The following is a 25,265-nucleotide window of genomic DNA, read 5'->3' as shown; positions in this document are numbered from 1 at the left end:
CGATGGTAGTGTGGGGTTTCCCCATGTGAGAGTAGGTCATCGTCAAGATTAAATTGCAGAACCCCGTTTGCGTAAGCAGACGGGGTTTTGTCTTTTAGTGAAAGCCACGAAATTTCGCTGAAGCGTCACCCTGTGACGAGTCGGCATACAGAATTTCTTGACGACCATAGAGTGCTGGAACCACCTGATCCCATCCCGAACTCAGAAGTGAAACGGTGCATCGCCGATGGTAGTGTGGGGTTTCCCCATGTGAGAGTAGGTCATCGTCAAGATTAAATTCCGAAGCCCCTGTCTGCTAACGCAGACAGGGGCTTTGTTTTTGCGCATGAAAAAGCCGCCCGGATCTGCATCCGGGCGGCTTTTTTATCGAGGCGGGCTATCAGGCAAACAGATTACGCACGTTGTTCATGGCGTCATCGGCAAAGCCCTGCAGGAATGCCTGGAAGTCGCCCGCGCTGACCGGGTTATCTCGTCCTGGCTCAGCGATGATCGTCCAGGTCGCGACACTGCTGTGACTGCCTGACGGTACAACGGTCATCGCCGCCCACAGATTGCCAACCCCCAGATTGTTGTAGATGGTCGTCCAGGTCATGGACATTGCGCTGTCGTCCCGCGAGTTCAGTTGCTCGACCACGACAAGGCCACCTTCCTTGAATTTCTTGTGACGTACCGCCCCGACTCCTTCGCCGATCACTTCGATACTGGCCAGTGCAGGGATGAACCGGGTGAATCCGCCGAAGTCCCCGACGACCTTCCATACCTGGCTCGCCTCGGCAGCGACTGTCACCGAAGACACCACGGGCGCGCCCGCCGGGTTGCTGATCAGAGTGTCGGGTGTCAGGGTTTCAATGGTGTTGATTGCGTTCATGTCGTTCTCCATTACGTAAGTGGTATTGCGTTCGGGGTTATTCAGATAAAAGCGATTTCTTTCAGGTAGTCGCAGCCCTTTCGCAACAATGCCGGGGTCTTTTGCGGATAGCGCTCGCCCATGCGTTGCACGCCGGCCAGGGCGTTCTGATAGGCGATCATCGAGATGTCGCCGATGTCTTCTTCAAAGCCGTCGATGTAGAAGCCGAGCACGCCGAACAGCGCGTTCTGGCTGTCGACCCTGTTCAGCTGGGTCTGCCAGTGGGCGACGCTGACCATCTCGAATTGGCTGCCGGCCTCACGAAACGCGCTGACGTAATTGCTCCAGCTGAGCGGTTCCGGGTTGTGCAGGTTGAACACCGAGCGGGCCGGCTGATAACGGCTGCTGTGGAAGCCGATGAAGCGGGCGAGGAAGTCCACCGGCATGAGGTCGAAGGTCATTGAGAAGTCGGGTACCTGGCCCAGCTGCATCGAGCCCTTGAGCATGAGCATCAAGCGGTTCTTGTGCGGCTGGCAGACGCCGGTGACGCTGTTGAAGGCGATGTTGCCGGGACGGTAGATATTCACCCACGCACCCCGTGAGCGAGCCTGTTCCAGAAGGCGCTCGGCGACCCACTTGGACAGGTTGTAACCGTTCTTGATGTAGATCGGCGGGGTCTCGGCGGCAGGGGCCTCCAACACACTGCCATCGGCACCGACGGCACTGGATGCGGACAGAGTCGAGACGAAATTGAAGACCTTCTTGCTGCGCCCCTCGCACAGTTTCAGGCACTCCAGAATCGGTTCGACGTTGTCCCGCGCCAGCGTCTGATAATCCTGAACGTGATTGACGTTGGCCGCGTTGTGGACCAGCGCGCCGAATTCACGATCCAGTCGCTCGTACACGTCATCGCTCAACCCCAACTGCGGTCGAGTGACGTCGCCGGCATAGACGCGCACCCGGCTCAGGTCCAGGTGCTCCAGGCGGTTCTCGCGCAGCGATTCGATGAAGCGGTCATGGGCCGTCAGCCCGGCACCTTCGCGGACCACACAAGCCACCTCGGTAGCGCCCCAGGCGAGCAATGCCTCGACGATATGCACGCCGAGAAAGCCATTGGCGCCCGTGACGATGACCTTGTGTACATCCCCCAGTTTGCCCACCGGCAGCACCTGCAGATCGAGCGGCGCGTTGGCGTCCTTGATGGCTTGTGGGCTGATGGTCCAAGTGGACGGGCCATCGCTGTCGAGCAGCGAAGCAAGAGTGATGAGCGTCGGGTCTTCGATGAAGCGGTTGATCGGAATGCTGCGGCCGAAGCGCTCGCGAATCCCCAGCAGCATTTGCGACAGCAGAATCGAATGGCCGCCAAGGTTGAAGAAGCTTTCGTCCGTGGAAATATCCCCAGAGGGCAGCTCCAGTAGCTCGGCCCACAGCTCCAGCAATTCGCGTTCATGGTCGTTCTGCGGCTGGCGTCGCGGTGCCTGTTCAAGCATGTTGACCGGCAATTGCAGCAACGCCTTGCGATCGATCTTGCCGTTGCTGGCGAACGGCATCTTCGCCAGCTCGGTATACGCAGCAGGGCGCATGTAATCCGGCAGCAATCGTTCCACATGGCCCTTGAGCAAATGCCTGGCGGCATCCGGCTCGACACCGTGGGGTTGTGCGAGGAACGCCAGAATTCGTCGCTGCTCGTCGATCACCACCGCGACCTGACGGTAGACCTGACTGTCACGCAGACAGTGTTCGATCTCTTCGGGTTCGACGCGGAAACCACGGATCTTCACCTGATTGTCGCGGCGCCCGGACAGTTCGATGCCGTCGTCGGTCCACTTGCCGATATCGCCGGTGCGATAGGCGCGCAGGCTCTCGCCGTCACCCAGGGCAATCTGCACGTAGCGCTGCTCGGTCAGTTTCGGGTTGTGGATATAGCCCAGACACACGCCCGGACCTGCGATGTACAACTCTCCGGCAGTGTGTTGCGCCACCGGCTGCATCTGCTCGTCGAGGATCAGCACCTGGCTGTTGGCAATCGGCCGTCCGAGGTTGCGGTTGCTGCTGCTCGGCCGGAATTGCCCGGCAGTGATCAGCACGGTGGCTTCGGTTGGCCCGTACAGGTTATGGAACTGGCACTGCCCGGCCAGACGCTCGATGACGAAAGGCTCGCAGACGTCTCCGCCAGTCATCAGATGTTCAAGGGGCAGCGGTCGCTCCGGCAGGATGCTGAGCAGCGCCGGCGGCAGGAACGCGTGGCTGAGGTGTTGATCGAGCAGGTCGACCAGTAGCAATGGATCGCGGCGCTGGTCGTCGTTGGCCACCACCAGTTCCGCGCCGCTGAGCAGGGTCGGGAAGATGTCGATCACTGATGAGTCGAAACTCAGGGTGGAGAACTGCAGCACCCGGCTGTGCTCGCTCAGACCGACATACTCCGCGTACCACGCGGTGAAGTGGCTGAGATTGCGCTGGCTGAGCATCACGCCTTTGGGATGCCCGGTGGTACCCGAGGTGTACAGCGCCATGCACGGCGCGTCGCTGTCCGGCAGGTGGCGCATCAGTGGCTGTCGGACGGGCAGCCCGTCGATGGCACTGATATCCAGCCCCGGTACGCATTGCCCGGCCAGGGGATGCAGACCGTCGTGGAGCAACAGTGCGGCCTTGGCGTTCTGCAGGATGTATTGCTGGCGTTGCAGCGGCTGGCTGGGGTCAAGTGGCAGGTACACCGCGCCGTACCCCAGAATCGCCAGAATGCCGGCAAACAGCGCCGCCGATTTCGGCAGGCAGATGCCGATCACCAGCGGTTCGTCAGGCGATGCCGTGAGCAGTTCGTCCATCCGTCGCTGAATCGCCACGCTTTGCGCCCGCAGCGCGTCGTAGCGAATGCGTTGACCGTCGATGCTCAGGGCGATGCGTTCGGCATAGTCGCTGAAGCTGCGATCAAGCCGAGCCACCAATGGCGTTTGTGCGATATCCAGCAAGTGCGGCTGAGCGGTGCGGTTGAAGCGGTGCTCGAACGCCAGGCGATCCAGCTTGTGCAGACCTTCCTGCCATTCGCTTTGCGGCGGCTGGGCCGGTTCGACCCGATTGAAGTACTCGGCGTCCCGGGAGAAGCGGCTGACCAGCAGGGCGATGCTGTCGACCAGCGCAGCCACTGCAGAATCGTGCAGCATGCGCCCGTTGCCGGACGGCTCGGCATCTACCGGCTGACGCAGAATCAGCCGTTGCGCAGTCGCCGAGCCGTACCAGCAGAGCAACTCCACTTGTGGCAGACCTTGGCCGATGACCGGCGTCACGCCGGCCCGCAGCCCCAGATGGACGCCGGCTGTAAACGCCTTGAGGCGCTCGCCGGGCAAATCCAGGGTGCCGTCTTCCACCAGCAACGACGGGCAACGCACATCGCATGCTTGCAGCGCCTCCGCGCTGACGAGCGAGTGGACCTGATGCCCGTGGGATTCCAGCTCGCTGCTCAATTCGCCCAAGGCCCGGCTGTGGCCGATCAGGACAATCTCCAGGCGCTTCATTGCACGCCTCCTGCCGGCAGGTAGTCGGCGAGTGCGTCCTGAACGCAGGGAGCATCGAGCATCGAACTGGCTTTGAAAAAGCGCACGATGTTGCCCACCAGCGGGTGATGGCGATTGATCGGGAAGCACATCGCCTGGGTTTCGTCCTTGAGCGCCTGTTTGACGGTCTCGCTGACCGGCAGGTTGTCGATCAGCACGAAGTCAAAGGACTTCTGGATGTCGTTGGTCAGGTACTGGGCGATGAACACTGGCATGATCCGGGCGATGGTCTGACGATCCTGTTCCGGTGCCGCATGCCAGTAAATCCGCACCAGTCGCGCCCAGAACCCCGAGTGACGGCCTTCGTCGAGCAGGTGATCGGCCATCAAGCCCTTGATCGACTGCTTGACCGTATCGTCCTTGGCGAACGCGGCGACGTCGTTGGTCACGGTGTTCTCGGCAATCGCCACGCAGATCAGCTCGACGGCGCTGCGCAGGTGATCCGGTGCCAGCGCCAGGGCAGCAGGAATGGCCCGGCTCAGTTCGATTTCCAGCGGCAGGGCAATCGGCTGAATGCCGGTCAGGGCGATGGTCTGCTGCATGAAGTCCATGGCCACCAGCGCGTGGTAATCCTCGTCGACCACCACGGTCATCGCGTCATAGCGGCAGGCGAACGGGAAGCGGATCGCGAAGTTGTCCTTGGCGATGCTGCGGGCGGTCTTGTCGACGATCTCGGTCTCGAAAATCACCACGTCGTTGATGAACTTGTACAGGCTCTGGATCAGGGCGAAGTCGCGCAGGTGCGGGCATTCACGCAGAAAGGTGTCGCACAGCACCAGAGGCTGGCGGCTCAATGGGTAAATGAGCTTTTCGTCGTTCTCGACAATGCGGCGCGGGCGGGTGCGGATGCTGGCGCGGCCTTCCCAGGCATCGGCGAAGGACAGATAGTCTTCGGCTTTCATGATGGCTTCCTTGTATGGGCGGCGGAGGACTCGGGGACGGGCAGACGGCTCATGCACTGACCTCCAGCGCCGGCTCACGCATGCTCACGCGCAGCGCGTCCCACAGGGCGATGCGGCTGTCCACGGCGGCGATGGCGGCTTCGTACACTTCCCGTTCACGCTGCTCGTCACCGTCCACCAGACGCGCCAGCAACGACTCGGCGGCGGGGCCGTGGTCTTCGGAGTCGACCTCGATGTGGCGTTCCAGGTAGTAACGGAAGGTCGGCGCCTGGTGGGCGGTGATGCCCCAGTCATCGAGGATGCGCTGGAACATCTGCGGGATGACGCTCTCGCGGCCGTGCAGAAACGCCGCCGCCACACTGTGGGCCGGCGCATGCAGGGCGGTATCGAGGGTGTCGCGGACAAACCGCGCCGCCGCCTTGCCGGCATTGACGCTGTCCAGCGCGGTTTCGTAATGCACGCCCTCCTGCTGCAGCGCCACGAATGCCTCGACCTGTTCAGTGCTGGCGCCCACCTCGCGCATCGCATCCAGATACAGTTCAAAATGGCTGTAGTGGCCGTAATCCAGGCGATCGTCCGATTCCTCGCCGAGGACGATCTCGTTGATCAGCCGTGCCGCCTGCGGATCCTTGGGCGGTAGCCAAGGCAGACGCGTGCAACTGAGCTCCTGTTGCAGGCGTTTGGTCAGCGACATGAAGTCCCAGACGGCAAAGACGTGGGCTTCCATGAAGCGTCTGAGGACGTCCAGTGAATCGATTTCGGCAAAGATCGGGTGGGCACTAAGTTCGGATTTTTTGCGATTCAATACGTGTTTATGGCTATTCATGGTGACGTCCTTGCTGTAATGAAAGTCCGTTTTTGAGGCAAGTTTCGCCCTGCCGTAAGTATCGACAAACACGCCGTCGTTAATTGGACGGGCGAACGCAGGCCGCAAACGGATACTTCGTTTAATGGTCGTTTATGTATTGAACCTGCTGCGCCAGGCAGCAGGTGTCGTGCAGTCCTTGTGGCGCCAAGATGCAGCGGGGTGGCGGCGTGCGGATGTCGACGGGAAAACGGTAAATCACTTTTAAATAGTTGCGCAAACAAAATTTTATATTTTAATTAGTGTATAAAAACCGGGCGCGAAGTGCTGCGATAAAACATTAAGGATAAGTTTTATTTGGACGAGCGTAACCCTTCTAACTGGTTAAGGTCAGAATTGAGATAAATGAACGAATGCCTCGTTCAGCGTTACGCGTTAACTGAGTAATCGGATTTGAAGTTTTATGTGGGCGACGTTGACTACTCCATCATTGCGTCTGCGCCCTGTGCACTGCTCCTTGTGTTGCGCCATGGGGAATCACGATTGCGAAACCGGCTGCAGGCGGTTTCGTCGCGCGAGTTTGCCTGAAACTCGGGGGCAGACTGTTTCAGCGCCCCTGATTGACGATAGGTCCAACGGGGTGGCGGCGGGAAGCGGCGCGAGAGGCGCGCAGGCGGGTTCTATTGCCGTGCGTGTTGGGGGAGAGGAGGGTGACGCGGTGGGCCCACTGCAGCGATCAGTCGCCGAGCAGGCCCAGGTGGGTGTTGATGATGTGCAGCAGACGGTGACGCTGGGAGACAAGGAAATCGTGATTGCCGCGCACTTCGATCAGTTCGAACTCGCGGCGGGTAAATTCGCGCCAGTTCATCATGCTGGCGGCGGTGTCGAGCGGGTCATCGCTGCCATACAGCGCGGTCAACGGGATATCCAAGCCGGCATCCGGGCAGTGCGACCACAGTTCGGAGAGTTTCACGTCGCTGCGCATCACCGGTTCAAACAGGCGCATCAGCTTTTTGTCGTGAAGCATCGATTCCGGCGCGACGCCCAGCCGGATCAGCGCCTGGATGAAGTCATCGGCTGGCAGTGTGTGCAGGTATGGCTCGGGTTGGCGACTGTCGGGGCTGCGGCAGCCGGAGATGAACAGATGCCGCGTCTGGTGCGGGTAATGTGCCTGTGCCAGGTGGGCCAGTTCAAAGGCCAGTCGTCCACCGAAGCCATGGCCGTAAAAGGCGTGCGGTTCGCTCAGGTAAGGTTTTACCGCTCTGAACGTATCGGTCAGCAGCGGCGCCCACTGATCGTAGGGCGACTCCTTGAGTCGACTGCCGTGGCCGGGCAGGCGCAGGGTCACCAACTCGATGTGGTCGGCCAGACCAAGGGACCATTCGCGGAATTGTTCGGGATCGCCACCGGCGTGCGGAAAGCAGATCAGGCGCGTTCTGATGGGTTGTCCGGAATTGACGACCATCAGCCATTTGTTTTTCTCGGCGTACACTCAGGATTCCCCAAACCCGTAACTGCGGGCGTTCATCACCGTGGGGCCGGGTCCTTCGGCGTGGCGCCGTAACCTCCGGCGCTCGGTCTACCCCATGCCTCATGCGTCCGGTTGCAACGACCGCAAGCAGGGGAACGTATGGCTGGATCGTGAGCTGTCATCGCTCACGATCATTGCGACCTCACTGGGCGAGGGCACGCTTTCTTGATGTCCTGGTGGTTTTTGCGACGTCCGTCGGACGTTCTCTCAGGTATTTGTTGATGGCTTCGACACCACGACTCAAGTGGTGGGTCAGCGAACTGACCGTGGACTCGATGGCACCAGCGGCTGCCAGCTCAAGCAGTTCGCGGTGGTCATGCTGGGACAGCTTGCCCAGGCCCATGTGCTTGAGATTGAAGCGCAGAAAACGTTCTTCCTCGTTGAGACCTTCCTCGACCAGCTTGAGCAGCCGCTTGTTCTGCGCACGGGAATACAGCGCCATGTGGAACTGACGGTTGAGCGTGCCCATCTTGTCGTAGTCGGTTTCGACTTCCAGCTGTTCGATCAGCTCGCGCGCGCCTTCGATGTCCTCGGCGGTCAGCAGCGGAATCGACTGGCGCAGCGCCTCGGACTCCAGCAGGATGCGCAAGGCATAGGCGTCGGTGGCATCTTCGTTGATCAGCGGCGCGACAACGGCACCCTTGTGGGTTTCGACGCGCAGCAGCGATTGGGCTTCGAGCTGGCGCAGGGCTTCGCGGACCGGCATGCGGCTGACGCCGAACAGGGTCGCCAATTCCTGCTGGCGCAGGGCGATACCCGCCGGCAGACGGCCGTCGAGGATGGCGCTGCGCAGTTTTCCTTCGATGACCGAGCGTGCCAGATGGGCAGGTGGCTGCTCGTCTCCGAGGATTTCCCGCAGAAATTGTTCTTTCTCAGTCCTGCGCATCGTGTACTTCTTCTTCCATTGATCAGAAATTGGATCCAATAGAACACTAGAGGCCACAACCTGCCTTGTCAAACTCGCTGATGAGTTTGCCCGGCGTCGGGGCGGCGGCATTCTACAAGGCTTTTTGGCGTTCATGTGCGAGCGGTGTTCTATCCTTCGAGATAGACAGGGCGCCGCCAAAACGGCCGCCTGGACGCGGCATGTCAACGCTCAAACGGGCAGACAATCGAAGTCGTTGAATTGCAAGCCAATGATCGCCAGATGCCATTATTTTCCTCGGTTGGAGCCTCGCCAGCGAGTACCTCCGGTCGACCCTCATGGACTGACGGCATTGGTGACCTGTTTCGCGTTCCGCCCCATCGCGCGCACGCTATGCCGGGTATTGCTGGCGGTTGTGGTGTTGGCGGGCATGGCGTACGCCGACTGGGATTTTTCCCTGATCAGTCGGCGGGCTCAGGCGCTGTATGGGCCGTCAGCGGACGGACGGCACAGGGTCGAAGCCTGGAAAGCTTTGCTGGCGAGTCGCAAGCCGGCCAGCGAGCTGGAGCAACTGCAAATGATCAACCGGTTTTTCAACCGGCAATTGCGTTACGTCGAGGACATCGATTTGTGGGGTCAGGATGACTACTGGGCGACGCCCGTTCAGTCGTTGTGGAAAGGTGCGGGCGACTGTGAGGATTTCGCCATCGCCAAGTATTTCAGTTTGCGGCGCTGGGGCATGCCGGCCGAGAAGTTGCTGATCACCTACGTCAAGGTGCTCAACCCGGAGCGGGCGCACATGGTGCTGACGTATTACCCCGACGCAGACGGCGAGCCGCTGGTGCTCGACAGCCTGACCGACGCCATCGAACCGGCCGATGCGCGCAAGGACCTGTTGCCGGTGTACGCATTCAATGGCGAGGGCGTGTGGTTGCCGGATGTGGGTGACAGCAGCATAGGGAGCAACACTATCGCGGGTGACATCAAGCAGCTGTCCCGCTGGCAGGACGTGTTGGACAAGATGAAAGCCGAAGGTTTTCCGGTCGAGGGCAATACGCCTTGACCCGTTCCCGCAGGACAAGGAATTGCCATGACCCTGTTCAAACAGCTGTTGATCGCCATTTGTCTGTTCATGATCGTCGCGTTCAGTGGTGGCTTCATGGTCAGCCTGGAAAGTTCGCGAAATCAGTACGTCAACCAGCTGCGTTCCCATGCCCAGGACGCTGCCACCGCGCTGGCCTTGTCGCTGACGCCCGCAGTGGACGATCCGACCATGATGGACCTGATGGTCAGTTCGATCTTCGACAGCGGTTATTACGCCCGCATCCGGGTGATCAACCCGAGCACCGGCAAGGTCATCGTCGAGCGTAGCGCGACCCCGGCCGCCACTGCGCCGGACTGGTTCGTCCGCCTGATTGCGCTGGAGCCAGCAGGCGCCAGCGCGATTGTCAGCCGTGGCTGGCGTCCGGCGGCGAAGGTCGAGGTGGTCAGCCACCCGATGTTCGCCATCGGCAAGCTCTGGCAGGCGGCGTTGGGTAATCTGGGCTGGCTGCTGTTGTGTGGCGCGATCAGTTTCCTGCTTGGCGTCTGGCTGCTGCGCCGGCAGCTCAGGCCGCTGGATTACATGGTCGAGCAGTCACGGGCCATTGGCCGGCGGGAGTTTCTCAGCCTGCCGGAATTGCCCGCGACGCCCGAGTTGCGGCGGGTGGTACAGGCCATGAATCAGATGGTCGACAAGCTCAAGGCGCTGTTTCAGGAGCATGCCGAGCGCACCGAAAAACTGCGCATGGAATCCTACGAGGACAGCCTGACGGGGCTCGCCAACCGGCGCTATTTCGACATGCGCCTGAACGAACACATCAGCCGGGTTGAAGATGCCCGCGCGGGTTATCTGCTGCTGTTGCGGGTCAACGATCTGGTCGGTCTCAACGAGCGGCTGGGTGGCAAGAAGGTCGATGCGCTGCTGATGGCGGTCAGCGATGTGCTGGTGCGGCAGTGTTTCAACCACGCCGAGGCTCGCCATCTGATCAGCCGGATTCGCGGCGGCGAGTTTGCCGTGCTGGCGCCGGGGCTGGTGAAGGAGGAAGCGCTGCAACTGGCCCATGAACTGGAAACCGCGCTTGGCAGCCTACGCGCGACTTCCGCTTCCGATGTCACGCCCACGGCCTTCATAGGCCTTGCCCCCTATCGACCGGGGGATTCGCTGCAGACCCTGATGGGGCTGGCCGATCAGGCGTTGTCTCAGGCAGAAACCCAGACCGGGCAGATCTGGTACTGCATCGAGCACAGCGCGGTCAGCAGCCTGGAAGACGATCATCATGCCTGGTACGAGTTGCTCGATCAGGCCCTCAACGAGCGGCGCTTTCAGCTGTTTTTCCAACCGGTGATGGATGCCGGCGACCGCAGCCGCGTGCTGCATTTCAAGGTGCTGTCGCGGGTGATCGACGACGAATCCCAAGCGCTGCCGGCCGGGCAGTTTCTGCCGTGGCTGGAGCGTTTCGGCTGGTCGAGCCGACATGACCTGCTGATGCTGCAAACCGTGTTCGAACAGTTGCCCCGGCACGACCAGAAGCTGGCGCTGAACCTGTCGGCAGCCACCGTGGCCGACCCGGGCGCACTCAATGAGGTGATGGAGTTGCTGCGTCGTCACGGGCATCTGGCGTCGCGGCTGATTCTGGAAATCACTGAAGAGCAGGTGCCGGATCAGCAAGGCCTGGAAGAGCTGACGCGGCGGCTCAAGGACCTCGGTTTCTCGCTGGCGCTGCAGCACTTTGGCGGGCGCTTCAGCATGATCGGCAACCTGTCGAGCCTGGGGCTGGCGTATCTGAAGATCGAAGGCAGCTACATCCGCGCGATTGACCGGGAGGGCCACAAACGGCTGTTCATCGAAGCCATTCAGCGCGCGGCCAACAGCATCGATTTGCCGTTGATTGCCGAACGTGTGGAGACCGAGGGCGAGTTCGTGGTGTTGCGCGAGATGGGGATTCAGGGTGTGCAGGGGCAGTTGTTTGGGGATCCTGCGCCGTGGGAGTGAGCGATGACGGCATTACACCGGACCTGTAGGAGTGAGCTTGCTCGCGATGGCGGTGGATCAGACCCATGGTGATGTCTGAAAGAATGCAATCGCGAGCAAGCTCACTCCTACAAGGAAAGGTTAGAGATAACGCCCGGTCACAAAGTGCTGCACGTCATTGAACCCCGGCGTCGAGGCATGGCCCGGGGTCACCAGCGAGTCGATGAACGCCTCGTCTTCAGCGGTGATCTTCACGCTCAGCGCCTTGGTGTAGCTGTCCCACTGCTCTTCGGTGCGTGGGCCGACGATGGCCGAAGTCACCGCCTGGTTGTTCAGCACCCAGGCAATCGCGAATTCCACCAGCCCCACGCCCTTGTCCTTGGTGTATTGCTGCAGCTTCTGCGCGATGTGCAGCGACTCGGTGCGCCATTCGGTTTCCAGAATCCGCTTGTCCTGGCGGCCGGCGCGGGTGCTGGAGTCCGGGGTGACATCCGGGGCGTATTTGCCGCTGAGCACGCCACGGGCCAGGGGGCTGTAAGGCACCACGCCGAGGCCGTAGAACTTCGCAGCGGTGATCTGCTCCAGCTCCGCCTGGCGGTTGACGATGTTGTATAGCGGCTGGCTGATCACCGGCTTGTCGACGCCCAGACGCTGGGCCACGTTGACCACTTCGGCGATACGCCAGCCACGGAAGTTGGACACGCCCCAGTAACGGATCTTGCCCTCGCGAATCAGGTCGCCGATGGCCGACACGGTCACTTCCAGCGGCGTGCTGTGGTCTTCCTTGTGCAGGTAGTGGATGTCGATGTATTCGGTGTCCAGACGGCGCAGGCTGGATTCGATTTCGTTGAAGATGTGCTTGCGGCTCAGGCCGCTGGTGTTCGGCGCGGTATTGCCGGAGCTGCTGCCGACCTTGGTCGCCAGCACCCATTCGCTGCGCCGCGAGGCGATGGCTTCACCGACGATTTCCTCGGAGCGACCGGCGTTGTAGACGTTGGCGGTGTCGATGAAATTCACGCCTTCATCCCAGGCCTTGTCGATGATGCGCAGGGATTCTTCGGTGCTGGTCTGTACACCGAACATCATCGAACCCAGTGTCAGTGTCGAAACCTTGAGGCCGGATTGGCCAAGCGTGCGGTAGTTCATTGCTCGATATCCTTTTCGTCAGGGAAGTGGAAATCAGGACAGCTCTAAGCCGGACATACTCGCCTGTTTTCGACGGATTTGAACAGTGACAAATTTGAACAGTGACGTTCTTTGTAGGAGTGAGCTTGCTCGCGATTGCGTCAGGTTAATCACCACTGTGTTGTCTGATAAAACGCTATCGCGAGCAAGCTCACTCCTACAGGGTCAGGTCTGCACTCGTGAGCTTCGCCCGCCGGCCACTGAGAAAACACAACGTACCGCCCACCGCCGTGAGCCCCGCCAGCACGTAAAACATCGTCGGCGCCGGTGAGTTGATCAGCAAGTAACCACAAATTACCGGGCTCATCGCACCGCCGAACGCCGCTAGGTTCTGCGCGCCCAGATAGCTGCCACGCAGGTGTTCCGGGGCGATGGTGTCGACGAACAGGTATTCGGCCGGGTAGATGATCATCTCGCCCAGGGTGAAGACGAACATCGCCGCGCACCAGGCCAGCAGGCTCTGGGCAAAGCTGAAGCCGAACAGGCCGACGGCGAACAGCGCGGTGCCCAGGCAGATCCAGTACGGCAGTTGTTCGCGCTTGAGGAAGCGGCCGATCTGGTACTGCATGAGGATCACCGTGATCGCGTTGCAGGCGAGCACGGCCGAGAGGATTTTCAGCGCCTGTTCCGGGGTGTGGGTCACCAGCAGGAACTGCGACAGGTACAGGGTGTAGCGGCCATGGACGATGGTGCTGAGCAGGCTGCCGCCGGTGAACAGGATCAGCGTGCGGTCGTTCTTCAGCGTGACCAGGGTGTCGAGAAAACTGCGTGGCTGGTTGTCGCCGTCGGCCACGGTCGGCGGGATGCCGATCATCAGGAACATGCTGCCGAAAGCGATGGCGCTGGCGATCAGGAATGGTGCCAGCGGCAGGTGCCCGGCGATCAGCACGCCGAGCATGGGGCCGGTGGCGTAGCCGATGTTGGTCAGGGTGTAGCGCAGGGAGAACACCTTGGCGCGCTGGCCGATGGGCAGGTTCTCGCTGATGATCGCCTTGGAGCCGATCAGAAACAGCGCCGACGCGGTTTCCGTGATCACCAGCGTCAGGGTGGTCAGGTACACGTTGTGGGCGAAGGTCAGCAGGGTGAAGCCGATGGCGCTGGAGAGCATCGCCAGAATCAGCAGCTTGCGCTTTTCCAGGCGGTCGATGATGTAGCCGCCGTACAGCCCCAGCAGCGTTGCGATGAACACCGCGATGCCCATCAGCAGGCCGACGTCCTGTTGATCGAGGCCCAGCCGGGTGCTCAGAAACAGCGTCAGCAGCGGGCTGGTCATCGCCCGGCTCATGACGATGGTCAGCGAGCAGACCATCAGGCGGCGGATGACGAGGGAGTAGGTGGCCACAGGTTTTCTTATCGTCCTAAATCCAGGCATTCGCGCCGGTCCCATGGGATAACGCAATCCATTGTGGGAGCCGGCTTGCTGGCGAATGCGGTGTATCAGTCGGCCTCGTTGTCACTGACCCGCCGTATTCGCCAGCAAGCCGGCTCCTACAGATTCAGGGATCACTGCCCCTTGTTCATCTCGATCTTGCTCACCGCGCCTTGATCCAGCTCCCACTTCTTGAGGATCTTGCCGTAGGTGCCGTCATCGATCATCGATTGCAGCGCCTCGGCGATGGCGGTGGCCAGTTCCGGGTTGGACTTGTTCACGCCCAGGCCGGTGAACTGCTTGGAGATCGCCAGGCCGATCGGCTTGTAGGTGTCCTTCTCCTGCGACATCAGGTACGGAATGGTTTCGCTGCCTTGCATGGCCGCATCCAGGCGACCCTGGCGCAGTTGCGCGCGGGCGTCGGCGGAGCCTTCGGAACCGCTGACGACGATGGCCGGTTTGCCCGCCGCTTCACAGTTCTGCTTGCTCCACTCGGCGATTTCCGCCGGCCAGGTCGTGCGGCGGCTGGTGCCGACTTTCTTGCCGCACAGGTCGGTGAGCTGGTTCAGCTCGGTGTTCTTGGTCAGCGTGTACAACTGCGGGCCGCTACTGAAGTAGTCGACGAAGGTCACCGACTTCTGCCGCTCGGCGGTGTCGGTCATGCCCGACAGGATGATGTCGAAGCGCTTGGTCACCAGGCCGCTGACCATCTGCTCGAAGGCGGTTTCCTGCCACTTGATCTTCACCCCGAGGCGCTCGGCCAGGGCGTTGCCCAGATCGACGTCCAGACCGGTCAGGGTGTTGCTGGCGGTGTCCTTGAAGTCCATCGGCGGATAGTTCGGGACGATGGCGGCGGTGATTTCGCCCTTGTCTTTGATACTGGCCGGCAGGGCGGCGAATGCCGATGCAGATACCATCAGGCCGGCGAGCAGGGTCGGGAGGATCAGTTTTTTCATGGTCGTTCTCGTTTGTTCTGGTTTAGGTGCGAACGGCAGAAATGAAGCTTTGGGTTCGTGGGTTTTGTGGGCTTATTAGAATGTCTTCGGGGCTGCCGGCCTCCACAATCTGGCCGCCGTCCATGAACACCATGCGGTTGGACACTTCGCGAGCGAAGCCCAATTCGTGGGTCACGACGATCATGGTCATGCCGGTGTGGGCGAGGTCGCGCATCACCGACAACACTTCGCCGACCAGCTCCGGGTCGAGGGCGGAAGTGGGTTCGTCGAACAGCATCAGCTTGGGCCGCATGGCCAGCGCGCGGGCAATCGCCACGCGCTGCTGCTGACCGCCGGACAGTTCGACGGGATAGGAATGGCGCTTGTCCGCCAGGCCGACGCGGGCCAGCAATTCGACGGCCTCTTCGTTGGCTTCCTTGGGCGAGCGCTTGAGCACCTGAATCGGCCCCTCGATGACGTTCTGCAGCGCGGTCATGTGCGGGAACAGGTTGAAGCGCTGGAACACCATGCCGGTGCTCAGGCGCTGGCGGGCGATCTGGGTGTCGGTCAACTCATGCAGCTTGTTGCCGGCCACGCGATAGCCGACCAGTTCGCCATCGACCCAGAGGCCGCCCTTGTCGATCTTTTCCAGCTGGTTGACGCAGCGCAGCAAGGTGCTCTTGCCCGAGCCCGACGGGCCGATGATGCACAGCACCTCACCCTGTTCGACCTCGATGCTGACGTCCTTGAGGGCGTGGAATTTGTCGTAGTACTTATGCAGGCCGACGGCTTTGACGATGCTTCTCATAGGGACTCTCCAAGCCTGACTTACGAACGCTTGCCGGCGCCGCGAGCGAAGCGCAGCTCCAGACGGCTCTGACCGAACGACAGCACGGTGACCACCGCCAGGTACCAGATGCCGGCGACGATCAGCAGCTCCATGACCCGGGCGTTGGCGTAGTAGATGTTCTGCGCGTTGTGCAGCAACTCGGAGTACTGGATCACGCTGGCCAGGCTGGTCATCTTGACCATGCTGATGAATTCGTTGCCCACCGGCGGAATGATCACGCGCATCGCCTGGGGCAGGATCACCCGGCGCAGCGCTTGCAGGCGCGGCATGCCGATCGACTTGGCCGCTTCGTACTGGCCGGTGTCCACCGACAACAGGCCGGCGCGCACCACTTCGGCGGTGTAGGCGCCCTGGTTGATGCTCAGGCCCAGCAGGGCAGCGACGAAGGGCGTCATCAGGCTCACGGTGTCGAGCTGGAACAGGCCGGGAATACCGATCACCGGGAAGATCAGCGCAAGGTTGAACCACAGCAGCAGTTGCAGGATCAGCGGTGTGCCGCGGAACAGCCAGGTGTAGGTGATGGCTACATAGCGCAAGATCGGGTTGGCCGACATGCGCATGATCGCCGTGATCACCCCGATCACCACGCCGAGAATCATCGCCAGCACCGACATGACGATGGTGTTGACCAGACCCCAGAGAATCGCCTCGGAGGTCAGGAACTGGCCGATGTAGCTCCACTCGATCTGGCCGTTGGCGAAGGCGCGGACCATACCCGCCAAGGCGACGACGATCAGCGTGGCAAAGAAGATCCGCCCGTAGTAACGACGCGGGACGTGCTCGTAGCGGGTGATGTCGAATTCGTTCTCGGCCTGCTTGCGTTCGGCTTGCAAACGCTCTGCCTGGTTGTGGTTCATGGTGTGTCTCCGAAGCTGTGTTCAGGCCGCGTATCGATCACAGCGAAGCCACGGCCGATGGCGGTGTGGGCTCGTCCTTGGGGCCGGGGCAGTTCGCTGGGAGTGGTGGGCAGTCACGCGTTGCAAGTCCTGATCAAAGTGTCAGGTTTATTATCGTTACATCGATAAAACGGTCATTGATCAGAGCGTCGAGTCGATGGTTGCCAATCGCCATTGTCTGTGTTCATCATGAAGGGCGGGCATGTTTTTGTTGTGGGTCAAAGCCTGTTGAATATAACGGGCGAGGTAAATAAGCATTATGGAAACTCCACTTTCCACTTCTGGAAACGTGCCGCAAAAACCGGGAATCCGTCCGCCGCTGACGCTCAGCGGAATGGATTTCAAGCTGCTGCGGGTTTTTCAGGCGGTGGTCGAGGCGGGAGGTTTCAGCGCCGCGCAGAACGAGCTGAACGTGGGCCTGGCGGCCATCAGCAAGCAGATTTCCGACCTTGAAATCCGTATCGGCATGCGCTTGTGTACCCGAGGTCGGGAAGGTTTTCATCTGACCGAAGAAGGCAAACTGGTCTATCAGGCCTCCATCGAATTATTTGCCTCGGTGGACAGTTTTCGTGACCGCATAAGTTCGGCACAGAACGAACTGATCGGCGACCTGAGTATTGGCGTTATCGATAACACGATGTCCGATAAAAGTTCGCCGTTAATTACCGCGCTCAGAACAATGCATGACGAGGCGCCCAAAGTAAGATTGCGCCTGCAAGCGTCGCAATTAGATGAAATCGAGCGGGGGGTGGTCGAGGGGCGCTTGAGCGTGGGCATCGTGCCGGTGTACCAGCGCCGTGAGGAATTCGATTACTTCGAGCTTTACCAGGAGCCGTCCCATGCTTACTGCGCTGCAGGTCATCCACTGTTCGACGTGGACGACAGCACGCTCGACATCGACAGCCTGCGTCATTGGCAGGTGATCAATCATCGCTACGCGATCCACCGGGACAAGGCCAGTTTCGTCAATTACGACAGCCAGTCGGCGTCGGCCTCGCAGGTCGAAGCGGTGGCGATCCTGATCCTCACCGGGCGCTTCATCGGCTTTTTGCCCGAACACTACGCCCGCCATCTGATGCGCGACGGCCAACTGCGCGCCCTGCGCCCCGACCTCATACACCTCAACACCCCGTTCAACCTCATCCTGCGCCACAACGCCCCACGCAGCCCGCTGGTCAAGGCGTTCGCCCATGCGATGGGGGTGGATTTGAAACAGGTGGTTTAGGCCAGATCTCGGCGCCATCAAACACCCCAAAACCTGCAGGAGCGCGCTTGCCCGCGAAAGCGTCCGCCCAGCCAATCCCGCGCTGACTGACCCACCGCTATCGCGAGCAGAGCTCCCTCCCACGGGGTCTGTGGTGTCTGATGAATTTCGGCACGGCGCATCAGCTTTTGTGGGAGGGAGCTCTGCTCGCGAAGGCGGTGGGTCAGGCAATAAAGCATCAACTGACAAACCGCATTCGCGACCGTCGTAACCTCCGATCCCTCCCACGGCCTGCGGCCAGAAGCTGCCGGTGCATGAACGCCCGGAACCAGTCCGGCTTGCCAGCGGTAGCGATCTCAAAGACATCACCGCAGGTAGACCCAAACACATAAACCCTGTGGGAGGGAGCCCTGCTCGCGAAAGCGTCAGCCCAGCCAATGCAGTGTTGCCTGACCCACCGCTATCGCGAGCAGGGCTCCCTCCCACGGGTTTAGAAATCCACCGTCGCCGACACCTTCAGCGTGCGCGGCTCGCCTTGGGTCAGGTAGTTGTTCGCCGTCGATGCCGAAGCCCAGTAGGCCTTGTTGGCGACGTTTTCGACGTTGGCGCGCAGGGTGATGTATTTGTCGTCAGCCTTGAAGCCGTAGCGGGCGCCGAGGTCGACGCGGGTCCAGGCCGGGATGCTCAGGGTGTTGTCGGCGTTGACGTACTCACCGCCGGTGCGCAGCATCCGTCCGCTCAAGGCGGCGCCTTCGATGCCCGGCACGTCCCATTCAGCGCCCAGGTTGTACTGGAAGCGCGGCACGCCGGCGGCGCGGTTGCCATCGGTCAGGCCGTTGGAGGTCTTGTTCAACTCGGTGTGCATCCACGTCGCACCGGCCAGCAGGCGCAGACCGTCGATGGGTTCGCCGAAGACGTTCATTTCCACGCCTTTGTTGACCTGCTCGCCGTCGACGTTGAAGGTCGGCAGGCGGTTGCCCGGCATGGTGGTGGTCGCGCTGTTCGGCTGTTCGATGCGGTAAACCCCGAACGTGGCGCCGTAGCTGTCCCAGTCCAGCTTCACGCCGCCTTCGATCTGCTTGCTGCGCCGGGGCGGGAAGACCTCGTTGGGGTTGGTCACGTTGGTGGCGGGCGCAGTCGGGCCCTGGGCCAGACCCTCGATGCGGTTGGCATAGAACGACACGTGATCCCACGGCTTGACCACCAGACCGTACACCGGCGTGGTGATGGACTCGTCGTAGTTGGCGTTGCGGGCGCCGGTCGTGGTGTTCCACGCATCGACTTCCAGCGTCTGGCGGCGCACACCGACGGTCAGCAGCACGCGGTCATCGACAAAGCCCAGGGTGTCGGACACGGCGGCACTCTTGATGCGGTTCTTGCCGACGATGCGCGGGTCATGGATATCGCTGCCGAAGTAGGTGTTGGTCGGTCGCGGAATCTGCACCGGGTGATACAGGTTGTTCGGCTGACGGTTGGCGACCAGGATCGCTTCAAAGGACGAGCGCTGCTCGCCCCACAGGCCGGACAGGCCGAAGTTCATCTGATGGCTGATCGGGCCGGTGTTGAAGTGGCCGTTCAGACCGGCGATGGCGCTCTTGTTGTCCTCGTCGTGGGGCGAGTACAGAAAACCGGTGCGCGCCGTGCCGTTGTTGTCGCTGACGTACAGCGACGAATACTCGCCGTTCTCCCGGGTGTGCTTGGCACCGGCACCGGCGTAGACCGTCCAGTTGTCGTTCAGGTCGTACTCGGCGTTGACCATGCCGTAGGTGTCTTCCAGCTGCGACCAGCTCCAGTCCTGGGCGTAGTTGTCCTTGGCCGACGGCGGATGCGGCACCACGCTGCCGTTGGGATAGACCACGGCGCGGCCCTGGTTGATGCGTTCCTTCTGATAACCCAGGTCGGTCGACACGCGCAGGCGTTCGCCCCGGTAATCCAGGCCCACGGCAATCAACTGCGAACGCTTGGTTTCATCATCAATGGCGGTTTCACCGCCGTGCTGGGCGAGGTTGATCCGCGCGCCGAAACGGTTGTCCTCGCCGAAACGCTGACCCAGATCCAGATGGCCGCCGACCTGGCTGTCGCTGGCGTAGTCCAGTGTCACGCTGCGGGTCGGGGTGTCCTGCGCGCGCTTGGGCACGATGTTGACGCTGCCGCCGATGCCGCTGCCCTGTGGTGCGACCCCGTTGACGAAAGCGTTCGGGCCTTTGAACAGTTCGACCCGCTCGACCGCTTCGGTGGTGATGATCTGCCGTGGCAGGATGCCGTACAGGCCGTTGAAGGCGATGTCGTCGGTTTGCAGGGGCAGGCCGCGAATGGTGAACACCTGAGAGAAGTTGCCGAAGCCGGCGGACTGGCGCACCGAGGCATCGTTGAGCAGCACGTCGCCGAGGGTGCGGGCCTGCTGGTCGGCGATGGTTTTCGCGGTGTAGCTGGTGACGCTGAACGGCACGTCCTTGATGTCACGATTGCCCAACACACCCAGCCGCGCCGACTTGGCGACCTGACCGCCAGCATACGTGTCGGCCAGTTCAGTGTTCAGTTCGCCGTTGACGGTGGTCGCACCCAGTTCCATGGCGTCGCCGGTCTTGACCTCGGGCGCGACGGTATAGCCATTGCCGCCGGTGCTCAGCAGCGAAAAACCGCTGCCCTGCAGCAGTTTGGCAAAACCCGATTGCACCGTGTAGCTGCCCTGCAGGCCGTCGCTGTGGTGGTTGTTGAGCATCTTCGAATCGAACGACAGCGGCACGCCGGACATCGCCGCGAACTGCGCCAGCACATTGCCCAGTGGCCCCGGTGCAATCGAGTAGCTGCGCGCCACGCTGCTTTCGACAGGATCGGCCGCCAGTGCCGCCTGCATCGGCGCCAGCCCGCCCAAGGCAATGGCCAGACTCAACGCTTTGACCGGAAAGCGGGAAGAACTCGATTTGAGAGAGCGCGGGTGCGGCGTGAAAGTCATTCGGCAATCCTGTCGGCGCATGGAAAAGTGAGTGGGTTCTCTTCCACACCGCACGACCCGGAAAAAGGTATCAAAAAAAATTGGATGGACTGATCAGGCGCTGTTTTGCGTTCCCCGTGGGAGAGAGCCCTGCTCGCGAAGGCGTCAGCGCAGACACTGCTTCAGTGGCTGACAGATTGCTTTCGCGAGCAGGGCTCCCTCCCACTGAAGGCTCCGTGCTCATCCAGTCAACGCGGCTCCACGGCGACCCAGTAACGAGTGAGGCTACTGACAGTGATCGGCAGGGTGTCCTGCAACAGACGCAGGCTGGCGTCGGTGTCGCGCAGGGAAAATGCCCCGGACACTGTCAGATCGGCGACCGCATCGTGGCAACGGAGCACGCCTGGCCGGTAGCGTCCCAACTCGCCGAGCAGGTCCGCCAGGCGCATGTTGGTGGCGACCATCATGCCGTTCTCCCAGGTCATGCTGGCCGGGTCTAGCGCCGCGACGGCATCCGCCCTATCGATGCTGAATGCGCTCTGCTCACCGGCCTTGACGATCAAGCTCTGGTTTCCGTGGAGGGGGCGGATTTCCACCGCACCCTCCGTCACGGCCAGCCGGCTGCGCTGCTCGTCGACACGCACACTGAAACGCGTACCCAAGGCTCGCGCAGTACCGTCGCGGGTCTGCACGATTAACGGGCGATAAGTCGGCGCCGGGTCCTTGGCCGTGGTAATCAGCACCTCGCCGGTGAACAGCCTGATCCGCCGTTCGCTGGCGCTGAAGGCGATGTTCAGCGAGCTGTGGGTGTTGATCAGCAAGCGTGTACCGTCCGGCAGCGTGAGGTTTTTCTGTTCGCCGATGGCGGTGTGCTGATCGGCCAGCCATTCGTCCCAGGGCAACTGACGCTGGGCCAGCCAGATCGCAGGCCCAGCCAGCAGGAACAAACCGATGCGGTTGAGCGCCTGACGCCGGCCGATGTGCTTGCTGCGGCCAATGCGCTTGATCGTATCGCTGGCAATCGAGCCGGGCACGGCGCGGAAATCACCGAGAATCGCCTCGGCGCGCTGCCAGGCCTGTGCGTGCTGGGCGCTGCGCCCGCGCCAGAGCTGGATGGCGCGATGGTCTTCATCGGTGGCCGCGCCGGATTGCAATTGCACCAGCCAGTCGGCGGCTTCGCCGAGGATCTCCGGATCAATAGGCTGATTCATCAGGCGACGCTCAAACAGGCAAGGAAGGCATCGCGCATATAGCGTTTGACCGTGATCAGCGACACGTCCAGCTCGGCGGCGATCTGCGGATAGGTCATGCCGTCGATCTGCGACATCAGGAAGGCCTGGCGGACTTTTTCCGGCATGGCCTGAAGCATGGCGTCGATGCGGTACAGGGCTTCAAGGATCAGCCAGCGGGTTTCTGGCGACGGCACTTCCGGTTCCGGCAAGTGGGCGATGGTTTCCAGATACGCGCGCTCGACGTCCTGCCGCCGCCAGCGGTCGATCACCAGACCCTTGGCGATATGCGTCAGCAGAGCCCGGGGCTCGGCACCGAAACCGGCAACGTTCTGACGGGTCAACAGGCGCACGAAGGTGTCATGGGCCAGGTCCGCCGCATCGCAGGTATTGCCCAGCTTGCGGTTCAACCAGCCATGCAGCCAGCCGTGATGTTCGCAATACAGATTGTGTACGTGAAGGTTGAGCGAGCGATCGACTGACGACATAGAGACCACTGAAAACATTCCGGGCGTCCGTGCCGGATGTTATTAAGAATTGATCTCATTCTATATTCGCCCGCAGAGCGCTGGCAATTTCATTGCACAGGGTGGGGGATGAGTGGTTGTTGGCCGTTACCGCGTCCTTTGACGAAACCCGTGGGAGCCGGCTTGCTGGCGAATGCGTTGGATCAGTCGCGGATGGGTTGAATGATTCTACGGTATTCGCCAGCAAGCCGGCTCCCACAAGCCCCATGTCGCCTCAGGCAGAGCGATACCCCGGCAACCCCCAGTCTTCCAGCGGAAACTCCGTCAGCGATCCCAGCATCAGGTCCGCATGGGCGTATTGCTCCACCGGCATGTGTGAATCCGGTACGGCCACGGCATACATTCCGGCGGTTTTTGCGGCGGTCACGCCGAACGGAGAATCCTCGAACACCAGGCAGTCTTTCGGCTCGACGCCGAGGCGTTTGGCCGCGACCAGGAAAATGTCCGGCGCCGGTTTGGCGGCCGTCACTTCCGGGTCATCAGCGGTGACCACATGCTCGAACAGCTCGAACCATGGCCGGTGATTGCTGGTTTTCACGTGGAAGTAATGAATCGACGAACTGGTGCCGACGGCAATCGGGATGTCGTGTTTGGCCAGATGGCGCACCAGTGCCTCGGCGCCGCGCATCGGCTGGGCGTGGGGGAAACGCTCGTCGAGCATCGGCTGGCGTACGGTGAGGAACTCGTCGGCAGACATCGGCAGTTCCAGCGCGCTGATCACGTACTCGGCGAAGTCCCGCGAACCACGGCCAATGGAATGCTGCTTTACGGACCAGTCGAAGGTTTTGCCGTGCCAGTTGGCAATCGTGTTGGTGACTTCGGTGTAAATGCCTTCCGTGTCCAGCAGCAGTCCGTCCATGTCGAAGATCACCGCCTTGATCGGGCCCTTCGGCTTTTGCGCATCGCTCATCTCATCGATCCCGTTTGCAAGTGGACGACCAGCCTAACGCGCAGGCAAAGGCCGTGGCTAGGCGCAGCGGCTGCAAAGTGGCGCCTGCGGATGCTACTCTCGCCGGGTTCTCGGCCGCCTGCGGGCTGTTCGGTGCCTGCATCCCGGCGCCGGAACCTTCAGGGGTCAGGGAAGACATGACCCCCTCTTCAAGAACGGACATCTTCGAGTCGACACATGAATAAATCAGTCAAGGTCGCCGCTGGCGTCATCATCGTGGCCGGCGTGATCGCCACAGCCGGCGCCTGGTACACCGGCAAGCGTCTGGAAGGCGTGCTCGGCGATGCCGTGGTGCAGGCCAATCAGCAGATCCAGGCGGCGCTCGTCGGCCACGAAGGCAATGCCAGCGTTTCGTTGCTGTCGCTGGATCGGCATTTCTTCTCCAGCACCGCCCATTACCGCTTCGTGTTCCAGAGTCCGAAGCTCAATGACGGTCATCCGGTCGAATTGCTCTTCACCGATGAAATCGAGCACGGTCCGCTGCCGTGGAGCCGGGTCAAGTCGTTGCAACTGGTGCCGGTCATGGCCGCCAGCAACCTGCAGCTGGAAAAGAACCTGTTCTCGGAAAAGTGGTTTGCCATGACCAACGGCCAGGCGCCGCTGACCGGGCATTTCAGCATGGGCTACGACCGCGCCGCACAGGGTCGGGTCGAGTTTCTGCCGTTCGAGTTCAGCGACCAGAACGGCGCCTTCAAATTCTCCGGTTTCACCCTCAATGCCTCGGGCAGTGGCGACGGCCAGAAGCTGGAGGCCAACGGCCTGTTGGGCAGCTTCGACGTGACCGCGAGCTCTGAAGAGGGCCCGGTTCACCTGTCGCTCAAAGACGTGACCTTCAACACCGGCGGCACCAAGGGCAAGTCCGGTTTCTATCTGGGCCACAGCGATGCCAAGGTCGCCTCGGTCATCTTCCAGGCCGCAGGGCGTCCGCCTGTCGAGCTGAACAACTTCGTCAACACCAGCCTGTTGCAGGAGGTCGAGGGCAATCTCAATGCCCAGGTCACCTACGACATCGACAAGATCCGCTTCGACGGCAAGGACATCGGTGCGGCGCAGATGCTGTGGAAGTTCGCCAACTTCGACATCGCCTCGACCAAGTCACTGCTGAAGATCTATCAGGAAAAAGTCCAGCCGCAGGCCCAGGCCGCAGCGGCCATGGGCGAATCCTACACGCCGCACCTGAGCGCGGCGGATCAGGCGCTGGTGCAGGCCGAAGTAGGCAAGCTGCTGGCGGCCAAGCCACACGTCGAACTGGAAAAGCTGTCGCTGAAAACCGCCAACGGCGAGAGCCATTTCAGCCTGTCGATGGACCTGGCCAACCCGACTTCACTGGACCAGCCCGGCGCCGCGCTGCTCAAGCAACTGCTGACGCAACTGGACGCCAAACTGCTGCTGTCCAAACCGATGATCCGCGACCTCGCCGCCTTGCAGGCCAGCTCTGCCGGCCTGACCGACCCTGCTGCCGTCGCCGAACAGGCCCGTGGTGCCGCCGAGTCCGTGGGTGGCATGGCGATCATGTTGCAGATGGGCAAGGTCGAGGGCGACAACATCGTCTCCACCCTGCACTACGCCGACGACGTGGTGGACTTCAACGGCCAGAAGATGAGCGCCCAGCAATTCGCGGCGGCCATGATGGGCAAATTCGTGATGCTCAACGGCGGGCAGTGATTTCGGG

19 protein-coding genes and 1 rRNA gene are annotated in these 25,265 nt (G+C 61.5%); 5 read left to right on the top strand and 15 right to left on the bottom strand.

The window, feature by feature from the left end; all coding sequences use genetic code 11:
• Window positions 1-156: 156 nt before the first annotated feature.
• Window positions 157-272 (top strand): 5S ribosomal RNA (rrf, locus tag ACIPL0_RS22650).
• A gap of 107 nt (window positions 273-379) precedes the next feature.
• Here rrf and ACIPL0_RS22645 read toward each other — a convergent pair.
• From ACIPL0_RS22645 to ACIPL0_RS22620, 6 genes are all read right to left on the bottom strand, one after another.
• A complete protein-coding gene (locus ACIPL0_RS22645) occupies window positions 380-868 on the bottom strand; it encodes an SRPBCC family protein (protein WP_400599214.1) in 489 nt (162 codons plus the stop codon).
• 41 nt (window positions 869-909) lie between these two features.
• Window positions 910-4,359, bottom strand: a complete 3,450-nt coding sequence (locus ACIPL0_RS22640) for a non-ribosomal peptide synthetase (RefSeq protein WP_400599215.1) — start codon at window positions 4,357-4,359, stop codon at window positions 910-912.
• Window positions 4,356-5,300 carry a diiron oxygenase gene (locus ACIPL0_RS22635; protein WP_400599216.1) on the bottom strand — a complete coding sequence of 315 codons (945 nt, stop codon included), beginning with the start codon at window positions 5,298-5,300 and terminating at the stop codon, window positions 4,356-4,358. The genes ACIPL0_RS22640 and ACIPL0_RS22635 overlap by 4 nt, the downstream gene beginning before the upstream one ends.
• Before the next feature lie 49 nt (window positions 5,301-5,349).
• Window positions 5,350-6,126 (bottom strand): DUF3050 domain-containing protein, encoded by a 777-nt coding sequence (locus ACIPL0_RS22630; RefSeq protein ID WP_400599217.1) that lies wholly within the window; start codon window positions 6,124-6,126, stop codon window positions 5,350-5,352.
• 715 nt (window positions 6,127-6,841) lie between these two features.
• Window positions 6,842-7,597 carry a thioesterase II family protein gene (locus tag ACIPL0_RS22625; RefSeq protein ID WP_400599218.1) on the bottom strand — a complete coding sequence of 252 codons (756 nt, stop codon included), beginning with the start codon at window positions 7,595-7,597 and terminating at the stop codon, window positions 6,842-6,844.
• 181 nt (window positions 7,598-7,778) lie between these two features.
• On the bottom strand, window positions 7,779-8,522 hold the full coding sequence (locus ACIPL0_RS22620) for a GntR family transcriptional regulator (RefSeq protein WP_400599219.1): 744 nt from the start codon (window positions 8,520-8,522) through the stop codon (window positions 7,779-7,781).
• 331 nt (window positions 8,523-8,853) lie between these two features.
• On the opposite strand from ACIPL0_RS22620, the gene lapG reads away from it, so the two are divergent.
• Window positions 8,854-9,564 carry a cysteine protease LapG gene (gene lapG / locus ACIPL0_RS22615; RefSeq protein ID WP_400599220.1) on the top strand — a complete coding sequence of 237 codons (711 nt, stop codon included), beginning with the start codon at window positions 8,854-8,856 and terminating at the stop codon, window positions 9,562-9,564.
• Window positions 9,565-9,591: 27 nt separating this feature from the next.
• On the top strand, window positions 9,592-11,535 hold the full coding sequence (gene lapD / locus ACIPL0_RS22610) for a cyclic di-GMP receptor LapD (protein WP_400599221.1): 1,944 nt from the start codon (window positions 9,592-9,594) through the stop codon (window positions 11,533-11,535).
• 120 nt (window positions 11,536-11,655) lie between these two features.
• On the opposite strand, the gene ACIPL0_RS22605 is transcribed toward lapD, so the two are convergent.
• From ACIPL0_RS22605 to ACIPL0_RS22585, 5 genes are all read right to left on the bottom strand, one after another.
• Window positions 11,656-12,660 carry an aldo/keto reductase gene (locus ACIPL0_RS22605; protein WP_400599222.1) on the bottom strand — a complete coding sequence of 335 codons (1,005 nt, stop codon included), beginning with the start codon at window positions 12,658-12,660 and terminating at the stop codon, window positions 11,656-11,658.
• 196 nt (window positions 12,661-12,856) lie between these two features.
• Window positions 12,857-14,041 carry an MFS transporter gene (locus ACIPL0_RS22600; RefSeq protein WP_400599223.1) on the bottom strand — a complete coding sequence of 395 codons (1,185 nt, stop codon included), beginning with the start codon at window positions 14,039-14,041 and terminating at the stop codon, window positions 12,857-12,859.
• A gap of 161 nt (window positions 14,042-14,202) precedes the next feature.
• Entirely contained in the window at window positions 14,203-15,024 is an 822-nt protein-coding gene (locus ACIPL0_RS22595; protein ID WP_400599224.1) for an ABC transporter substrate-binding protein, read from the bottom strand.
• A 22-nt stretch (window positions 15,025-15,046) separates the two neighbouring features.
• Complete coding sequence (locus ACIPL0_RS22590) at window positions 15,047-15,811, bottom strand: amino acid ABC transporter ATP-binding protein (RefSeq protein WP_400599225.1); 765 nt, start codon at window positions 15,809-15,811, stop codon at window positions 15,047-15,049.
• A gap of 20 nt (window positions 15,812-15,831) precedes the next feature.
• Window positions 15,832-16,710 carry an amino acid ABC transporter permease gene (locus ACIPL0_RS22585; RefSeq protein WP_400599226.1) on the bottom strand — a complete coding sequence of 293 codons (879 nt, stop codon included), beginning with the start codon at window positions 16,708-16,710 and terminating at the stop codon, window positions 15,832-15,834.
• 298 nt (window positions 16,711-17,008) lie between these two features.
• Here ACIPL0_RS22585 and ACIPL0_RS22580 point away from each other — a divergent pair, with 298 nt between their 5' ends.
• A complete protein-coding gene (locus ACIPL0_RS22580; RefSeq protein WP_400599228.1) occupies window positions 17,009-17,974 on the top strand; it encodes a LysR family transcriptional regulator in 966 nt (321 codons plus the stop codon).
• Window positions 17,975-18,443: 469 nt separating this feature from the next.
• On the opposite strand, the gene ACIPL0_RS22575 is transcribed toward ACIPL0_RS22580, so the two are convergent.
• The 4 genes from ACIPL0_RS22575 to ACIPL0_RS22560 all read right to left on the bottom strand — a co-directional run bounded on the left by ACIPL0_RS22575 (window position 18,444) and on the right by ACIPL0_RS22560 (window position 23,554).
• Window positions 18,444-20,909 (bottom strand): TonB-dependent siderophore receptor, encoded by a 2,466-nt coding sequence (locus ACIPL0_RS22575; RefSeq protein ID WP_400599229.1) that lies wholly within the window; start codon window positions 20,907-20,909, stop codon window positions 18,444-18,446.
• A 227-nt stretch (window positions 20,910-21,136) separates the two neighbouring features.
• Window positions 21,137-22,099: a FecR domain-containing protein gene (locus tag ACIPL0_RS22570; RefSeq protein ID WP_400599230.1), complete on the bottom strand. Its 963-nt coding sequence runs from the start codon at window positions 22,097-22,099 to the stop codon at window positions 21,137-21,139.
• Window positions 22,099-22,605, bottom strand: coding sequence for a sigma-70 family RNA polymerase sigma factor (locus tag ACIPL0_RS22565; RefSeq protein ID WP_400599231.1), 507 nt, complete (start codon window positions 22,603-22,605; stop codon window positions 22,099-22,101). Before ACIPL0_RS22565 ends, ACIPL0_RS22570 begins: the two co-directional genes overlap by 1 nt.
• 253 nt (window positions 22,606-22,858) lie before the next feature.
• The gene (locus tag ACIPL0_RS22560) at window positions 22,859-23,554 is read right to left on the bottom strand and encodes an HAD-IA family hydrolase (protein WP_400599232.1); all 696 of its coding nucleotides are present in this window, start codon (window positions 23,552-23,554) and stop codon (window positions 22,859-22,861) included.
• A gap of 216 nt (window positions 23,555-23,770) precedes the next feature.
• Here ACIPL0_RS22560 and ACIPL0_RS22555 point away from each other — a divergent pair, with 216 nt between their 5' ends.
• Window positions 23,771-25,258, top strand: a complete 1,488-nt coding sequence (locus ACIPL0_RS22555; protein WP_400599233.1) for a YdgA family protein — start codon at window positions 23,771-23,773, stop codon at window positions 25,256-25,258.
• The last annotated feature ends 7 nt before the right edge of the window (window positions 25,259-25,265 follow it).

It is taken from the genome of Pseudomonas sp. NPDC090208, assembly GCF_044746785.1.
Taxonomy (GTDB): domain Bacteria; phylum Pseudomonadota; class Gammaproteobacteria; order Pseudomonadales; family Pseudomonadaceae; genus Aquipseudomonas.
The sequence above is the reverse complement of the archived record's forward strand: the minus strand, read 5'-3'. Positions and strand labels throughout refer to the sequence as shown.

Bases quoted from the DNA above. Each gene is read 5' to 3' on its own strand.
- ACIPL0_RS22645 (WP_400599214.1), bottom strand. From the start codon at position 868: ATGAACGCAATCAACACCATTGAAACCCTGACACCCGACACTCTGATC.
- ACIPL0_RS22640 (WP_400599215.1), bottom strand. From the start codon at position 4,359: ATGAAGCGCCTGGAGATTGTCCTGATCGGCCACAGCCGGGCCTTGGGC.
- ACIPL0_RS22635 (WP_400599216.1), bottom strand. From the start codon at position 5,300: ATGAAAGCCGAAGACTATCTGTCCTTCGCCGATGCCTGGGAAGGCCGC.
- ACIPL0_RS22630 (WP_400599217.1), bottom strand. From the start codon at position 6,126: ATGAATAGCCATAAACACGTATTGAATCGCAAAAAATCCGAACTTAGT.
- ACIPL0_RS22620 (WP_400599219.1), bottom strand. From the start codon at position 8,522: ATGCGCAGGACTGAGAAAGAACAATTTCTGCGGGAAATCCTCGGAGAC.
- lapD (WP_400599221.1), top strand. From the start codon at position 9,592: ATGACCCTGTTCAAACAGCTGTTGATCGCCATTTGTCTGTTCATGATC.
- ACIPL0_RS22605 (WP_400599222.1), bottom strand. From the start codon at position 12,660: ATGAACTACCGCACGCTTGGCCAATCCGGCCTCAAGGTTTCGACACTG.
- ACIPL0_RS22595 (WP_400599224.1), bottom strand. From the start codon at position 15,024: ATGAAAAAACTGATCCTCCCGACCCTGCTCGCCGGCCTGATGGTATCT.
- ACIPL0_RS22590 (WP_400599225.1), bottom strand. From the start codon at position 15,811: ATGAGAAGCATCGTCAAAGCCGTCGGCCTGCATAAGTACTACGACAAA.
- ACIPL0_RS22585 (WP_400599226.1), bottom strand. From the start codon at position 16,710: ATGAACCACAACCAGGCAGAGCGTTTGCAAGCCGAACGCAAGCAGGCC.
- ACIPL0_RS22580 (WP_400599228.1), top strand. From the start codon at position 17,009: ATGGAAACTCCACTTTCCACTTCTGGAAACGTGCCGCAAAAACCGGGA.
- ACIPL0_RS22575 (WP_400599229.1), bottom strand. From the start codon at position 20,909: ATGACTTTCACGCCGCACCCGCGCTCTCTCAAATCGAGTTCTTCCCGC.
- ACIPL0_RS22570 (WP_400599230.1), bottom strand. From the start codon at position 22,099: ATGAATCAGCCTATTGATCCGGAGATCCTCGGCGAAGCCGCCGACTGG.
- ACIPL0_RS22565 (WP_400599231.1), bottom strand. From the start codon at position 22,605: ATGTCGTCAGTCGATCGCTCGCTCAACCTTCACGTACACAATCTGTAT.
- ACIPL0_RS22560 (WP_400599232.1), bottom strand. From the start codon at position 23,554: ATGAGCGATGCGCAAAAGCCGAAGGGCCCGATCAAGGCGGTGATCTTC.
- ACIPL0_RS22555 (WP_400599233.1), top strand. From the start codon at position 23,771: ATGAATAAATCAGTCAAGGTCGCCGCTGGCGTCATCATCGTGGCCGGC.